Source organism: Phaeodactylibacter sp. (genome assembly GCF_022763345.1).
In the GTDB taxonomy this organism is placed as follows: domain Bacteria; phylum Bacteroidota; class Bacteroidia; order Chitinophagales; family Saprospiraceae; genus Phaeodactylibacter.
In genome coordinates, this window is record NZ_JALEGS010000102.1 from 12,440 (window position 1) to 26,965 (window position 14,526).

A 14,526-nucleotide genomic window follows, 5' to 3' on the forward strand; every position below is an offset into this window, starting at 1 on the left:
ATATGAAATCAGTCATTCAAAATATTTTTATTGCCGTAGTTAGCGCTGCCTGCACGTTCATGTTCATGCAGCAGTTCTACCATCTGCCACAGCCGATGGCCCAGCCTGTCGCTACAGCGCAACCGGTATTAACCGGTCAGGAGCCTTCCGGGCCAATAGCCGCAAAGGAAGCGCCAATTAATCAGCGCCCCCGGGCTTGGGCAGAAGGGCCTATAGAGGACTTTGTTAGTACCTCCAAGCTGGTCACCTCAGCAGTTGTGAACATCAACACGCTAAGTGCCAGCGGGTACCGGGTTTCTTCCGGCTCCGGAGTGATCATAGCTACGGATGGCTACATCATCACCAACCATCATGTTGTGGAAGACGGAGCGACTTACGAAATCACCATGTATGATAAGCGCAAGCTGGAAGCAGAACTGATCGGGTCCGATCCCACCACTGACCTGGCGCTGCTAAAGGTAGATACCCGCGGCTTAAAGCCGGTATTGTATGGAGATTCCGACAAAGTGGAAGTCGGCCAATGGGTCCTGGCAGTAGGCAACCCCTTCAACCTTTCGTCCACGGTCACTGCCGGTATTGTGAGTGCTAAGGCACGCAATATAAATATCCTGCGGGGGTCTTACAGTATTGAGTCCTTTATTCAAACAGATGCCGTAGTCAATCCTGGCAACAGCGGAGGCGCACTAGTCAATGAAAAAGGCGAGCTCATCGGCATCAACACTGCCATCATCAGTGAGTCAGGTGGCTATGAAGGCTACTCTTTTGCTATTCCCGCTAATCTGGTCCGGAAAGTGGTTCGCGATATCCGCGAGTTTGGTGAAGTGCAGCGGGCAATCCTTGGCGTAGGCATTGCAGAAGTCACTGGCGAGATCGCTCAGCAGCAGGCGCTGCCCGGTGTTGCCGGTGTCTACATCAACAGTGTGAGCCAGGGGAGCAGCGCAGCGGAGGCAGGCATTCGGGAGGGCGATGTGATCATAACGATCAACAACGTCAAAACCAACTCCGTGCCCGAGCTACAGGAACAGATTGCCCTTTTCCGCCCTGGCGATAAAATCAGCCTGGAGTTTTACCGGCAGGGGCAGAAGTTCCGGCGGGACAACGTGGTGCTGCAAAGCCTATCAGAAGCTGGTAGCCGGTAAGGAATCAGCTACTGACTGGCACGAGTGCTTTGAATAATGTGGTGTACTCTTCTACATCAAGCTCATAGCTTGTCCCAGCAGGCACAAAGAAGGCTTCCCCCTGACTGAAAACCTGCCCATCGTTACCGGAGACAACCGTTCCTTCGGTGATGAGCACAATCTCTGCTGTCTTAGGAGGCTCAGGCTTGTACTTTCCGCTTTCCGGGAAATACACCCGGTTCAGCTGAAAGTCGGCTGCCGGTGTTTTATAGGCTACCTCAAAGCCATCAAGTGCCTCTCCCTCCAGCACTTCCGGTGTTACCGCATCAAACTTCAGGTGGCTCAGCAGCATAGGCACATCCACATGCTTGACCGTTAAGCCTCCCCGGAAGACGTTGTCTGAATTGGCCATGAGCTCCACATTGACGCCTTCCAGATAGGCGTGCGGTATGCCCGCGCCCTGAAAAATGCCTTTGCCCGGGGGTATATGCACGAGGTTGAACAAGTAAATGGAAAAAATGCCCCGGTCATAATCGCCATCTTCACCCCCATACTGCTCGAATGCCTGTTTAGCCCAAAAATCAGGATGCGCCTTATCTGTCAGATGGGCCTGCGACAAGCGGGACTGAAGGGGTTGCAACACCTCAGCTACCTGATCCTGTGACCACTCCATGATGGTTTTGTACAAACCATAAATACCCGATTCCTTCAATATGGGCTGCAATGGTGAAAAGGCTGGCTCCGATTCAAGTACAGCTGCAATCTCAGCTTCCGACCTGAACCCATGCAGCAGCCAAAAATCCGTTAGCGCTACCATGACTTCGGGCTTGTGGTTGTCGTCCTTAAAGTTGCGGTGATGCGCTGAAAGCGGGACCCCGGCTTCATTTTCTAAAGCAAAGCCCTTCTCCGCCTGCTCTTTGGTGGGGTGTGACTGAATAGACAGCATCTCCCGCACATCAAGGACTTTAAATAGAAACGGTAGCTGATCACCAAACTGCGACCGGGAAGCGCCCAGGGCCGAAGGGTGGGCAAGCAGCCAGTCACTTAACAAAACTTCTTCACCGCCATCGGTCAGCACTGCCGGGCCACGGTCGTGCACACCCATCCATAACTCTGCGAAGGGTTCCTGATCAGGGTTTTTCTGCTGAATCAATTCAGGAATATATTCATATCCGCCCCATGCGTAATGCTGTACGACTCCTTTAAGCGGATATAGCTTTTCGTTTTTCTTCATTTCGATGCCTTTACTATGATGGCTAAGATAAAAACTCCCTTCAGATAAACACCCGAAAGCTTCCTGTCTCTTAATGTAAAAACGAGGTAACCCACTGATCCCCTTCGATGCTATAAGGCTAATAAAGCACTGATCCACTGTCTATTTGCTGATGGAGGCGTCAAAAAACTAAAAAAGCAACTCATTTGTGACAACACAAAGTGCTAAAACCCATAAAAATAGAAAAATAAAATCACCACAAACCATTGAAAAACATAAAACTAAACAATAAAAAGAAACTCCAAAATGCAACATGCTGGATTAATTAAAGAATTCCCTTGAACTTTGTTGATGTCAAACAAAAGGCATTAGAAAGGTCTGTCCTCTTCTAATTTCTCCATCCTAAACAAACCACAACAACTAAGGCTGCTTATTGCATACTGGGCATGATGATTCAATCAAAGTCCGGAAAGTTTCTTTTTTCTGGGGATAACGATTCAACCCTTACTTTGAACAACCTCCTGACCAAACATTCTCTGACAACACAACTTCAGATAGCTCCTCCGGGAGCTTTCTGTGTTTTTGGACCAGCCGTTGTGACCCAAATCACTGATTAACCGCCCTCCTGCCTGCATCTTTGTAAAAAAACAACAAGACCATGTTTGGAGTATTCAATCAAATATTTGGAGGCGGTGCAGATGCCGTTGACGTGAAAGCTTTAATCGATCAGGGTGCCCTTCTTATTGACGTACGCACCCCGGCAGAGTTCAACAGCGGTGCCGCACCTGGCGCTAAGAACATTCCATTGCAGGAGCTGCAGCACCATATTGGCAAACTAAAGCAAACGGGCAAGCCTGTGGTGGCGTATTGTCGTTCCGGCAACCGCAGTGGGATGGCTGCCCAGATTCTGAATGAAAAAGGCATCGAGGCTTACAATGCAGGCAGCGTTGGGCAAGTACGCCAGATGCTGGCTAAGTAAAAGGAAAGAAAACGGTATGAATCAAAGAGCGGAGATAGGCGCAGCCTTGATCCGCTTTTTTTGTTGCCGCCACTCCCATAGCGCATAACCTGCAACAGCAGCGTACTCCAAAGCCACCAGCCATAGATGTTCCTGATATTCCGACCCTGCATAATTGGCATAGGTCAGCAGGATAAGACCTGACCAGAGTACCGGAAAGCGATAAGACGTAAAGGTGCAAAGCATCAACGGCAGAGCAACGTACCAGGGGTGTACGGTGGGGGTAAAAGCCAGGTATAGCAAAATTGCTGCCAGGCAATACTGCATCAGCCCGGGCAGGCCTAATGCTTCTCCTTTCAGGGAACGGAAACCCGCACGCAGGGCCATAAGGGTTACTCCAATGAATGTGCCCAATGCCAGTGCCGGCCCGATGATGGCGATCTGATTGTACCCCGTCCACTGAAAGCCCACCCAGCGCAACAGATAGTACACACTGGCATTGAACTCAAAACGCCGGAAGTACAGGTCGAGGCTGCTGCCAAATCCATTCAGGAAGGCTTCACCCAGCAGGGGCGCAAACACCAAAAGTAAAACTCCGCCCAAAAGGGCAAAATATTGCAGGCTGCGCTTCCAGCCCAAAACGGGGACCAGGAACATTAAGAATAACAGCGGCAACAACTTGGCAGCAACAGCCAGTCCCATCGCCACTGCGCTTGCCCACCACTTTTGCTGGTGCAGCCACCAGATACTTAGTACCAGAAAACCTATCATTACGCCTTCGAAATGCAAGTTTCCGATCGTTTCTATCAGAATTAAGGGGTTGAGCAAATACCAAAGCGACCGTTTGGGCGAAAGCCCCATCACCTCCAGCAGTCGTGGCAGGAGCACGATCGTGCCGATGTCTGACAGCAATAAAAACACCTTCATCAACAGCGTACTAACATAGATACTTTCCGGAGCCAGCCAGCAGGATATACCAAATACGGCTTGTGCCACCGGCGGATAAATGGTGAAATATTCCGGGGAATTGAGCTGTTTGAACAGGTCTTCTGTAAGGCCTTCAGGCGGATTGGGCAATGCCTGATAGTACGTGGGCAGATGCTCAAAAGGGTTAATGCCGTTGAGCAACAGCCGGCCATCCCAAATAAAGCGATAGACATCATCGGATAGCTGCGGCATAGCGGGCAGGATGATCAGACGGGCAGCCACTGCCAGACCAAGGTACCAGGCAATGGGTAGCCCTTCAGAAGGATAACACAACCACAGATAGCCCAGAAAAGCAGGCAGATAGAAAAGCAGGATTTCAAAAAAATCAGACTGCCCCGGGCCATAAGCCAACCCGGCAACCGATAGCAGCAACAGCCCGCTACCCAGCCCAAACCGCACCCGCTCAGACATAAAAACCTACTTTATGCTCAGGTGACGCAGGGTGTAGTAAAAAATAGCTCCATAGCCCAGCGCCAGCATAAAGTGGAAAACCAGGAATGTGGTATTCTGAATGTAAAACCCGCCCACTACTGCTCCGGCAAAGTATAGCGCCAGCAAACCTTCCATAACCGTAGTCCAGGTGATCTTTTTGCTAAGGTACTTATGCTTACGGAAGCTGTCGCGCATGGTTTTAATGTTGAACTTGGGCGTGCGCACAAATGGTGACTTTTTACCTCGGAATCCCTGCAGTACAGCCACGGTATTGTGCAGCGAGAGCCCCATCGACAAAGCCAGGAATAGGGGGAACAGGAAAATGAATTTAAACAGAGCTTTCCCGAACGAGTCCCTGTGCACGGGGGCCTGCACATTAGCTACATAGTAAATACCAATAACAGAAAGCAGCCCCACCAGGAAATAAGCAAAAAAGTTCTTGCTAAAGCCCAATTCAATCAGATCGCCCAAAAGGAACAACAGCGGCACGCTTGATACACCGGTGATAAACACAAACAGGAAGATGGAACTCGCCAGCAGGTGGCTGGTTGCATGTACTTTCTGATTCAGGGTAAGGGCAGTAGACCGCCATACCGCAGGCAGCATTTTCTTAGCCGTTTCCGCACCGCCCTTCATCCAGCGGAATTGCTGGGACTTCAGGCTGTTCATTTCCACCGGCAGCTCCGCCGGCGAGCCGATATGCTCCAGGAAGTGGATGCGCCAACCTTTCATTTGCGCCCGAATACTGAGGTCGAGATCTTCCGTCAGGGTGTCGGCCTCCCATCCACCAGCATGCTCGATCGTCTCCCGCCGCCAGACACCAGCCGTACCGTTGAACTGCAGCAGATAATCTCCAGACATGCGCCCCACCTGCTCTACGGTAAAGTGGACATTCAACTGCAGCGCCTGCAGGCGGGTAATCAGCGAATAATCCTGATTGATGTGTTCCCACCGGGTTTGCACCACACCTACTTCCGGATCCTGAAAATGAGGGATGGTTTGTTGCAGGAAATCTGGCCGGGGCAGAAAATCAGCGTCGAAAATGGCAATAAATTCGCCCTGAGCATACTCCATACCATCCCGTAGGGCGCCCGCCTTAAAGCCCTGCCGCTTTTCCCTTCGGATTTGCTCAATATTGAAGCCCTTCGCCCGTACAGCCTCCACCTTCTTGCGCACCACCTCGATGGTCTCATCTGTGGAGTCGTCCAAAATATGGATTTCAAAGCGGTCTTTAGGATAATCGAAAGCGGCCACGCTGTCGATCAAGCGCTCTATGACATACAGCTCGTTATAGATAGGCAGCTGCACGGTCACGAACGGCCAGTCCTCAGCGGCGGCAGCAGCCAGTACCAGGGTCTCCCCCTTGTCTTCTCCGTAGCGGCTGGCCCTGGCGCGTTTTAATTCGCCGTGTTGGTTAACCGTAAGGGGTTCCTGCGCGGCAGTTTGCGGTGCGGCGCCTCCTTTTTGGTACTTCTTGTAGTGATAAAGGAGGTTGAATTGCATCACACAGTAAACCGTGATGTAAAACAGCGCAATCGTATAAATAGCTAAAACCGAATAGGCGAGTATGGATATCATGCCCGAAACTTTAAGTTCACAGTTGGTTAAATCAATTTGAAAATGGTCCAAAGGATCTTATGGCCCGCAAGGATACTCCCTTTGACGGTACCTGAAACCTTTGAGACACCGATGCGGCGCCGGTATTGCACGGGTACTTCTGTAGACTTGAACTGTAGCTTTGCAGCTTTGACCTGCATCTCCACGGTCCAGCCAAAATTAGGGTCCCGCATATCCAGCTCCAGCAACCTGGCATATTTGATGGCTCGGAAAGGGCCTAAATCGGTAAATCGATAGTTGTAAATCAATCGGATGAGTGTGGTAGCCAGCCAGTTACCGAAAATCTGCTGGGGCTGCATGGACCCAGGCTCCAGGTCTCCGAGTGCCCGTGAGCCAATCACCAGATCGTAGTTTGATTCGATTATAGGCTGAACTACTTGTGGTAATTCTTCAGGATGATCAGAATAATCTGCATCGAGGAACACAACAATATCGGGCCGCTCTTGTTGAGGGCGGCGGGCAATATGTTCCATTCCTTTCAGGCAGGCATTGCCGTAGCCTTTTTGGGGCTGTAGCAAAACCGTAGCACCGCCGGCAGCAGCAACAGCCGCTGTATCGTCGGTACTGCCATTATTACATACAATCACTTCCCGGACCCACTCGTTGGGAATGTCTTGCAGTACTTTTCCTATAGAATCTTCCTCATTGAAAGCAGGAATGATGACGTCTATTACCGGTTTGCTCAATATTCACCCTGATTTGCGGCAAAGGTACAGCAAATATCATCAACTTAACTGTCCTCCCTGTAACATTTAATGGGTTGACACAGCCCTGGATTTCGGAATACCTGCACAAGCACAAAAAAGCACCAACATTTCTCTATTTTTGGGCCACTGTACAGAAATCATGGATTGCCCCGTTATTAGGAGGACAATCTTTAATGCATAATTTTGACCCATGAAGAACGTGCCCTACATCGTACTCGGGCTGTGCCTGAGCCTGGCTTTTTTCTCCTGCGACAACGAAGCGGATTTCCTGACTGGCGGCGAATTCGAACTGGAATTCTCTTTGGATACCCTGCGCTTTGATACCGTTTTCACGGAACTGGGCTCCGCTACGCGTTTCTTTAAGGTCTATAACCGCAGCAGCAATCCTGTGCTGATTGACGCAGTGGCTCTAACCGGGAACGAAGACGGCAAATTCCGTATGAACGTCAACGGCACCGCAGGCGACCGGGTGGAGCAGGTGGAAATCTGGGCCAATGACAGTATTTATGTCTTTGTGGAAGTGACTATCGATCCCGATGCCCCGCTCTCCATCAGCCCTTTTGTCATCGAAGACCAGGTGGTGTTTGAAACCGGCGAAAAACGCAGCAGCGTTCTACTGGAAGCCTGGGGGCAGAACGCCAACTACTTCCCCAGCCGCTTCAACCGGGGTGTGCCAACGCTGCTCACCTGCGACAACCAAACCATCGTATGGGACGACCCTAAACCCTATGTCATTTACGGACAGATTTTGATCGACAGCTGTGCGCTGGAAGTAGCTGCCGGCACACGGATTTATGTGCACGGCGGCATTGCTCAAAATGACCTCTTCGGCACCTTTAATGATGGCATCATCTACACCCTGGCCAATGGTCAGATTCATTTTAATGGCACAGCGGAGGACTCCATCGTCGTGCAGGGCGACCGCCTGGAGGAAGGCTTTGCAGAAGAGCCCGGTCAGTGGCAGGGCATCATTATCGGGCGGGGCTCCAAAGGCAATACGATGAGCTATACCACGGTCAAGAATTCCATATTTGGCGTCTATGTGGATTCTGTAGGGCAGCTGACCGCCCGTAATTCCCGTTTTTACAATACCAACAGCAGTGGCATCATTGGCTTCCACAGCCGCATTGACCTTGAAAATTGCCTGGTGTACAACAACTTCGCCAATTCCGTGCAGCTGGTCAACGGGGGCGACTACAACTTCGACTACTGCACGGTAGCCAGCTACGGTGTGGACGCCTCCGCCATGTCCCTGTCCAACTTTTTCTGCTACGACAGCCCCTTCACCTGTCAAGTGCGGAACGACTATCGCATCCGGGCCAACTTCCGCAACTGTATCTTCTTCGGTACCAGCCGGGATGAGCTGCAGTTTGCAGATGTGAGCGGGGGCAGTGTGCCGCAGCTCTTTCAGGTTCAATTTGAAAACTGCATCGTCAAAGTCGACCAACTGCTCGAACAGCAGGAAGGGCTGTATGCCAACTTCCTGGAATCTGATGCCTGTATCAACTGCATCAACGGGGAGCGGACAGACACCCTTTTTGCCGATCCTAATGGCGATGTTTACCTGCTGGATAGCCTGTCTATTGCGGAAGGCATGGCCCGCCCCCTGCCCGGCATTACTGCCGACCTTGTGGGTAATGAGCGGGACCCCGTTGCCCCTGACATCGGCTGCTTTGAATACCAATACTAAAACCGAAAATCCAAGCCCTAACCATGTCACCATTCTTGTACGGAAAGCATCATCTCACTGCCGGGCTGTCGCTCAGCATCAGCCGGCAGCATAAAACCGGGGAATTAGACCGGGCTCAGCGGGAAAAGGTAGCGGCTTCGGCTCAGATCGTCCGCAATTTTGCCAAAGGCAGTGATGCGGTCTATGGCATCAACACCGGCTTTGGCCCCCTGTGCAGCACCAAAATATCACCGGACGACACCGCGCAGTTGCAACACAATCTGCTCATGAGCCATAGCGTAGGCGTAGGTTCTCCCATTCCCCAACAGACCGCCAAACTCATGCTCATCCTCAAAGTGCATGCGCTGGCACAGGGGTTTTCGGGCATTTCCCTGCCTACCCTCGATCGCATCCTCTGGCATATTGAGCAAAATGTTATCCCGGTAGTACCCAGGCAGGGCTCTGTGGGGGCTTCGGGCGACTTGGCACCGCTTTCCCACCTGTTTTTGCCGCTCATCGGGCTGGGGCAGGTGCATTACAAAGGACAGGTGGTGCCTACACCGGAAATGCTGCAAAAAGAAGGGCTCGCTCCACTGCAACTGCAGCCCAAGGAAGGCCTCGCCCTGATCAACGGTACACAGTTCATCACCGCTTTTGGAGTGGAGGTAACCGACCGCCTACAAGCCTGCCTGAGCCAGGCTGACCTTATCGGTGGGATGATGATTGAAGGGCTGTTGGGCTCCGTTGCGCCTTTCCACCCGGAACTGCACAACATGCGCCCTTACAAAGGCAACCAACATGTGGCTGCGCGCATCCGGGCGCTACTGCAAGGCTCCGAAATCCTCAACTCCCACAGCCACTGCGACCGGGTGCAGGACCCCTATTCTCTGCGCTGCATACCACAGGTGCATGGGGCTTCCCGCAATGCCTGGCTGCACCTCCGGGAAACCCTGGAAATTGAGCTCAACTCCGTCACAGACAATCCGATCATCGTGAATGAAGAGCTCTCGATCAGCGGGGGCAATTTCCACGGGCAACCGATGGCCCTACCGTTGGACTATGCCTGCCTGGCGGCCTCGGAAGTTGGCAATGTTTCCGACCGGCGCTGCTATCTCTCTCTTACGGGCATAGATGGTGCCGTCCCCAAATTGCTGATGCAAGAGACCGGGACCAATTCCGGGTTTATGATCCTGCAATATACCGCCGCTGCCCTGGCGAGCGAGAACAAGAGCCTGTGCTTCCCGGCCAGCGCCGATAGTATTTCGACCTCCTTAGGGCAGGAAGACCACGTAAGTATGGGCTCCATTTCCGGCCGCAAAGCCCTACAGGTCGTGGGCAATCTGGAGCGGATACTGGGGATCGAACTCGTGTGCGCAGCTCAGGCTTTCGACTTCCGCCGGCCACTAAAGTCGAGCCCGCTGATGGAAAACCTGCATGCCCGGGTACGGGAAGAGATTGCATTTGCGGACAAGGACCGGGTATTCGCTACCGATCTGGATAAAGGGGCGGAGCTGGTTCGGGAGCGCGCGCTGATTGAGGTGGTGAAGCAGAGCAGTCAGGATATTGGTACTGAGTTTGAGGCTTTGTTTGAGTATTGTTAGCAGGCCTCAGGCAGCGGCTTACCATCTACCGAAACCAACCGATCGAGGCGGATTTCCAAGCCAGTGCTGAGGAGCATGTACTCCACCTTGCTGCGGATGTAGAGGTCTTTGATCACAGCCTCTGTGGTTTGAACCTGGCCGGAAGCATCCCAAAATTCAATATGGCAGGAACGCCGAAGCGTGGCACGGGCTTCCAGTTCGTCATAAAAATCACAGCTGATGGGTTGGTAGTGGTCCATTTTCGGGAAAGTTTTGAATAGAATAATAAGCTTTTCGGAAGCTAAATTGTTGCATACCCAAAACGATAAAACTTTGATTCAAACGATATCCATACTAGGCTGCGGCTGGCTGGGGCTCCCGCTCGGCCAAACCCTGGCGCAGGCGGGCTACACCGTAAAAGGCTCCACCACAACGAGTGACAAACTCCCTACGCTGACCGAAGCCGGCATCACCCCCTTTCTAATCAAAGTCGGCGACCAACTGGAAGGCGACAACCTGCGCGACTTCTTCCAAACCGATCTGCTTTTTGTGAATATCCCGCCCGGTGGGCGGCGCGACCCCGATGTGGAAGAAACGTACCCCCGGAAGGTCAAAGCCATTGTGGAAATGGCGATGCGGATGGAAGTGCCTGAGTTGGTTTTCGCTAGTTCCACGGGCGTGTATGGCAATGACAATACCACCCTGGACGAAAGCGCCGCCCTGAACCCTTCTACGGCCTCCGGTCGGGCCCTGGTGGTGATCGAACGGTATTTACAATTGCTGCGCGCGCCCCGGTCTACCGTTTTACGCATGGGCGGGTTGGTGGGCGGCAGCCGCAAGCCCGGCCGTTTCCTGGCAGGCAAAAAGGACATCCCCAACGGAGAAGCTCCCGTCAACCTGGTGCACCTGGACGACTGCATTGGGCTCATACAGTCACTGATTAAGCAGGAAGCCTTTGGGCACACCCTCAACGTAGTGGCCGACGGGCATCCAACAAGAGCCGCCTTTTACACCGCTCAGGCGGAAAAAGAGGGGTTGGAGCCGCCCACCTTCAAGGGGAACAAGGAGCTGGCGTACAAAATCATCAGCAATGAGCAGGCTAAAGCGCTGTTGGCGTACACTTTCCGGCACCCGGACCCGATGAAGTTTTAGTGGATGACAATTCGCTCCGTACCTGACAACCCTTTCGTTGTCCATATCCGCAGGAAGTAGATGCCGGGCACAAGACCGGCTACGTCCATGCGCTGATCCGCTACGTTGCGGACCACTACCCCACTGCTGTTCAATAGCTCTAAATGAGCAATATCCGCTTTGCCCATCACCCTAATTTCATCCGTCGTTGGGTTGGGAGCAATGGTCCAGTCGGGCTGGGGCTCAACTTCAGCGGCAGCAGTCAGGCACTCCATTTCCGACAACCGGGCCCACAGCTGATTGTCGAAGGAGGAAGCCGCGGCGACTACCGGGCCCGCGTTATTGCCCTGCCGCACGACGACCAGCCCTTCACTGGGAACCACGTAGATTTTCTGGTCGTTTTTGCCCAATGCGGCGTACATGTCGGCTGGTGCTTCGGGTACCATTGGACCATTCAGCACCAGTTGAGTAGCCGGCAGCATAAATGAAGGCTGCCCATTTAGCCACCACAAGTACCCATAGCTTTGGTTGAGGTCCTGAGAAGGGGTGATCATCGCGTTGAAATAGGCCGTATCGGTCATGACCGGTGTGCCGCCCCATTGCCCCTCTGCCAACATCAACAAGCCAAAGCGCGCCATATCCCGCGCCTTGCTGTAGTAGACATTGCCAAACCAGCCCCCCTTCATGCCGATCGCGTTGCCCAGACGCAGGCGGGTGTACAGGGTGAGGTTAACGCCAGTGGCGGCTTCCACCAATTCCTGGGTATAGCGGTAAGGGGAGTTATGGTAAGCCCAACGCGTACCCGCATCCACCAGGTACTGAAAGCAGGCAGGCTCGAAGCAGCTGTTGGTCGCATCATTCTCCACGGCATCGTCCAGCCCGGTGGTCATTGTGATTTGGTTGCGGATGGTGATAAGGGCTTCCTTCTCCGGCGGGCATTCTGTCCAGCCTGCTCCCATATAGTCCGAAACCGGGTCATTGATATCCAGATAGCCATCTTCCTGAGCCAGCCCTATGACGGCTGCCATCAGGCTTTTGCCGGCGGAGGCCCAGTACCATACCGAGTCTTGCTGAAAAGTGCCAAAATACCGTTCCAGCACGATTTTTCCGTCCTTGAGGATGATGAAGGCTTTCGAATCCCGGCTTTCCACGAAGGCCAGCAGGCTGTCGACTTTCTCCGGGCACCAGTTGAGGCTATCGGGTTGGAGGGTTGCCCATTCATCGCCCTCAGCAGGTGGGAAATAGATTGATTGGGCGAAAGCTGCATTTAGCAAGCTGAGCAGGAAAAGGGTATAAATCAGGCGCATAGGTTTTTTTTATGGCTTAGACGCTTGGGTATGGTAAGGGTTTAAATATGAAAGGCCCGGATGTGAGATTGTGAATTCTGGTCTGATACTCCTGCATCCTATCTTTAGTCTTTATGTCTCTTGTGTAGCAGATACGCATAGGAAATACCAAACAAGGTGCTTTGTTGCCTGGCTGGCAGCTCAGTGAGATAAGGGTCAGGGCCGCATATCATCTGGATTCTGGCGCGTATCAAAGATGTCCGTAATAAAAGGTGCTGAAACCAGGTAAATTAATTTGTAAAGCTTTGCTACAATAATGTATCGATGTCCCTGCCCCAATTCCTTCAGGTAATCTTCCTCCTGCCCAAGCTCAGGATTTTGGCTTAACAAAGCAGACTTCCGGCTAATTTCCTGCTTTAGCTTTGCGAAGTGAGACCGGTTGCCTTTCTTTTTGTAGTAATCGTCAATTTGGCTAAGCCGGCGCTGAGCTGGCTTTGTGATCCTTACTTTCATAATCAGTCTCCCAACTCCGCAAGCGCATCCTCTATGTCGACATGCTCCCCCTTTGCAATAGCTTGATTAGACTCCTCTGCCCGTGCTACCAGTTCTTTTTTTGTCATTGGCTTGAGCGCAGCTTCATAAGCACTTGCTTCATTGTCTTCTTTTACCCGAAGTAAGTGCTGTACGACCTCAGCGTCTTGTAGGCGTGCCAACCATTCGATAAGCTGTAACTTTTCTGCCTGTAAATTCATTCTAAGCCATTTTTCAATTATCAAAGATAACGGATTTATGAATTAATCCGTTCACGTAGCCAATTTTAGCCTCAATATACAAAAGCGGGGCGGCCTTCCCAACTGGAAAACCGCCCCGTTTAAGCTTAAAAAGGAGACAAAATTACTTGCTCCATTCTTCGATAGACGCTTTATTCATGCGCACGTAGTCGTCGTTGCCTGCCTCTTCAGCCAGCTTCATCGACATTTTAGCAGCTTCGATCGCGTCTGCTTTCTTACCCATATCCGCCAGGATGAGTGCCTTGCGGCGTACCTGCCAGAAACGTGGGCTGTCTACATCAGTAGCGATGGTAATCCACTCCAGCGCTTTGTCCAGGTCTTTGCCCATATCGTGGTAGTAAGAAGCCGCAGCGTAGTAATCATTAGGCGTAGGGCCTGCCATTACGCCATCAATTGAAGCCTGTACCTGCTTCTCCGTGTGCACTTCCACAGGGATTTTCACCATAGTTTTGTCCCATGCGAAAACGATATCTGCACCGTTCATCGTGATATTGTCCACTGTGAAACGCATTTGCTCGACCATTACCGGGCTTTTCTCCGGCTTAACAGAGACGGTTGCAGCAGGGTCTTTGTCTACATAGCTGCCCCAGCTTCCAGACTCGTATGGATAGAACATCAGCATCCACTCCTTAGCCATTGGCTTGCAGAGTACTGCGTATTCGCCCGCTTCCATTTCCTGGCCACCGACTACCACGTCCTTATCAAAGGCGAACTTGGTCGCTGCGTTGGCACCAAAGCGCCAAACTTTGCCGTAAGGTACCAGGCCGTCTTCTGCAAAAATGGTACGGCCTTTCACGCCAGGACGTGAATAGCTAATCTCAACTTCAGTCAATCCAACCATTTGCTCGATTTCTGCCGAAGGGCTGGGAGCAGGGGTTTGAATTTGTGCATTTACCTGCGGCACCATCAGGGCAACGAGTGCCAAAGCGAAAAGTGAGCTTAACAGTTTCTTCATTTTACTTGGTTTTAAGTTTAGAATTGTCAAAATTCGTGCACGAAAGTACGACTTTCGCAGCAACCAAAGAACAACGGGAACA

General features: G+C 52.1%; 14 protein-coding genes. 5 read left to right on the forward strand and 9 right to left on the reverse strand.

What is annotated here, in order from left to right; translation table 11 throughout:
* Positions 1-2: 2 nt before the first annotated feature.
* On the forward strand, positions 3-1,139 hold the full coding sequence (locus MRY86_RS24780) for a trypsin-like peptidase domain-containing protein (protein ID WP_293569211.1): 1,137 nt from the start codon (positions 3-5) through the stop codon (positions 1,137-1,139).
* Positions 1,140-1,143: 4 nt separating this feature from the next.
* On the opposite strand, the gene manA is transcribed toward MRY86_RS24780, so the two are convergent.
* On the reverse strand, positions 1,144-2,352 hold the full coding sequence (gene manA / locus MRY86_RS24785; protein WP_293569213.1) for a mannose-6-phosphate isomerase, class I: 1,209 nt from the start codon (positions 2,350-2,352) through the stop codon (positions 1,144-1,146).
* 637 nt (positions 2,353-2,989) lie between these two features.
* Between manA and MRY86_RS24790 the strand changes: the two genes are divergently transcribed.
* Positions 2,990-3,310 (forward strand): rhodanese-like domain-containing protein, encoded by a 321-nt coding sequence (locus MRY86_RS24790; protein ID WP_293563057.1) that lies wholly within the window; start codon positions 2,990-2,992, stop codon positions 3,308-3,310.
* 21 nt (positions 3,311-3,331) lie between these two features.
* Here MRY86_RS24790 and MRY86_RS24795 read toward each other — a convergent pair whose 3' ends face one another.
* From MRY86_RS24795 to MRY86_RS24805, 3 genes are read right to left on the reverse strand one after another with little or no spacing between them, the layout of a single operon-like run.
* Positions 3,332-4,687, reverse strand: a complete 1,356-nt coding sequence (locus MRY86_RS24795) for a glycosyltransferase 87 family protein (RefSeq protein ID WP_293563056.1) — start codon at positions 4,685-4,687, stop codon at positions 3,332-3,334.
* 6 nt (positions 4,688-4,693) lie between these two features.
* Positions 4,694-6,286, reverse strand: a complete 1,593-nt coding sequence (locus MRY86_RS24800) for a cellulose synthase family protein (protein WP_293563055.1) — start codon at positions 6,284-6,286, stop codon at positions 4,694-4,696.
* A gap of 26 nt (positions 6,287-6,312) precedes the next feature.
* Positions 6,313-7,011, reverse strand: a complete 699-nt coding sequence (locus MRY86_RS24805) for a glycosyltransferase family 2 protein (protein WP_282779456.1) — start codon at positions 7,009-7,011, stop codon at positions 6,313-6,315.
* A 211-nt stretch (positions 7,012-7,222) separates the two neighbouring features.
* Between MRY86_RS24805 and MRY86_RS24810 the strand changes: the two genes are divergently transcribed.
* Together MRY86_RS24810 and hutH are read left to right on the forward strand one after the other, a co-directional pair.
* Positions 7,223-8,722, forward strand: coding sequence for a hypothetical protein (locus MRY86_RS24810; protein ID WP_293563054.1), 1,500 nt, complete (start codon positions 7,223-7,225; stop codon positions 8,720-8,722).
* Positions 8,723-8,745: 23 nt separating this feature from the next.
* Entirely contained in the window at positions 8,746-10,302 is a 1,557-nt protein-coding gene (gene hutH / locus MRY86_RS24815) for a histidine ammonia-lyase (protein WP_293563053.1), read from the forward strand.
* Here hutH and MRY86_RS24820 read toward each other — a convergent pair.
* Positions 10,299-10,541, reverse strand: a complete 243-nt coding sequence (locus MRY86_RS24820) for a hypothetical protein (RefSeq protein ID WP_293563052.1) — start codon at positions 10,539-10,541, stop codon at positions 10,299-10,301. The genes hutH and MRY86_RS24820 overlap by 4 nt on opposite strands.
* 73 nt (positions 10,542-10,614) lie before the next feature.
* Between MRY86_RS24820 and MRY86_RS24825 the strand changes: the two genes are divergently transcribed.
* On the forward strand, positions 10,615-11,433 hold the full coding sequence (locus MRY86_RS24825; RefSeq protein ID WP_293563051.1) for an SDR family oxidoreductase: 819 nt from the start codon (positions 10,615-10,617) through the stop codon (positions 11,431-11,433).
* On the opposite strand, the gene MRY86_RS24830 is transcribed toward MRY86_RS24825, so the two are convergent.
* The 4 genes from MRY86_RS24830 to MRY86_RS24845 all read right to left on the reverse strand — a co-directional run bounded on the left by MRY86_RS24830 (position 11,430) and on the right by MRY86_RS24845 (position 14,444).
* On the reverse strand, positions 11,430-12,719 hold the full coding sequence (locus MRY86_RS24830; protein ID WP_293563050.1) for a serine hydrolase: 1,290 nt from the start codon (positions 12,717-12,719) through the stop codon (positions 11,430-11,432). The two genes, MRY86_RS24825 and MRY86_RS24830, sit on opposite strands and share 4 nt — an antisense overlap.
* A gap of 195 nt (positions 12,720-12,914) precedes the next feature.
* The gene (locus MRY86_RS24835; protein WP_293563049.1) at positions 12,915-13,211 is read right to left on the reverse strand and encodes a type II toxin-antitoxin system RelE/ParE family toxin; all 297 of its coding nucleotides are present in this window, start codon (positions 13,209-13,211) and stop codon (positions 12,915-12,917) included.
* Positions 13,212-13,213: 2 nt separating this feature from the next.
* Complete coding sequence (locus MRY86_RS24840) at positions 13,214-13,450, reverse strand: hypothetical protein (RefSeq protein ID WP_293572004.1); 237 nt, start codon at positions 13,448-13,450, stop codon at positions 13,214-13,216.
* A gap of 142 nt (positions 13,451-13,592) precedes the next feature.
* Positions 13,593-14,444 carry a DUF2911 domain-containing protein gene (locus MRY86_RS24845; RefSeq protein WP_293563047.1) on the reverse strand — a complete coding sequence of 284 codons (852 nt, stop codon included), beginning with the start codon at positions 14,442-14,444 and terminating at the stop codon, positions 13,593-13,595.
* Positions 14,445-14,526: the final 82 nt, after the last annotated feature.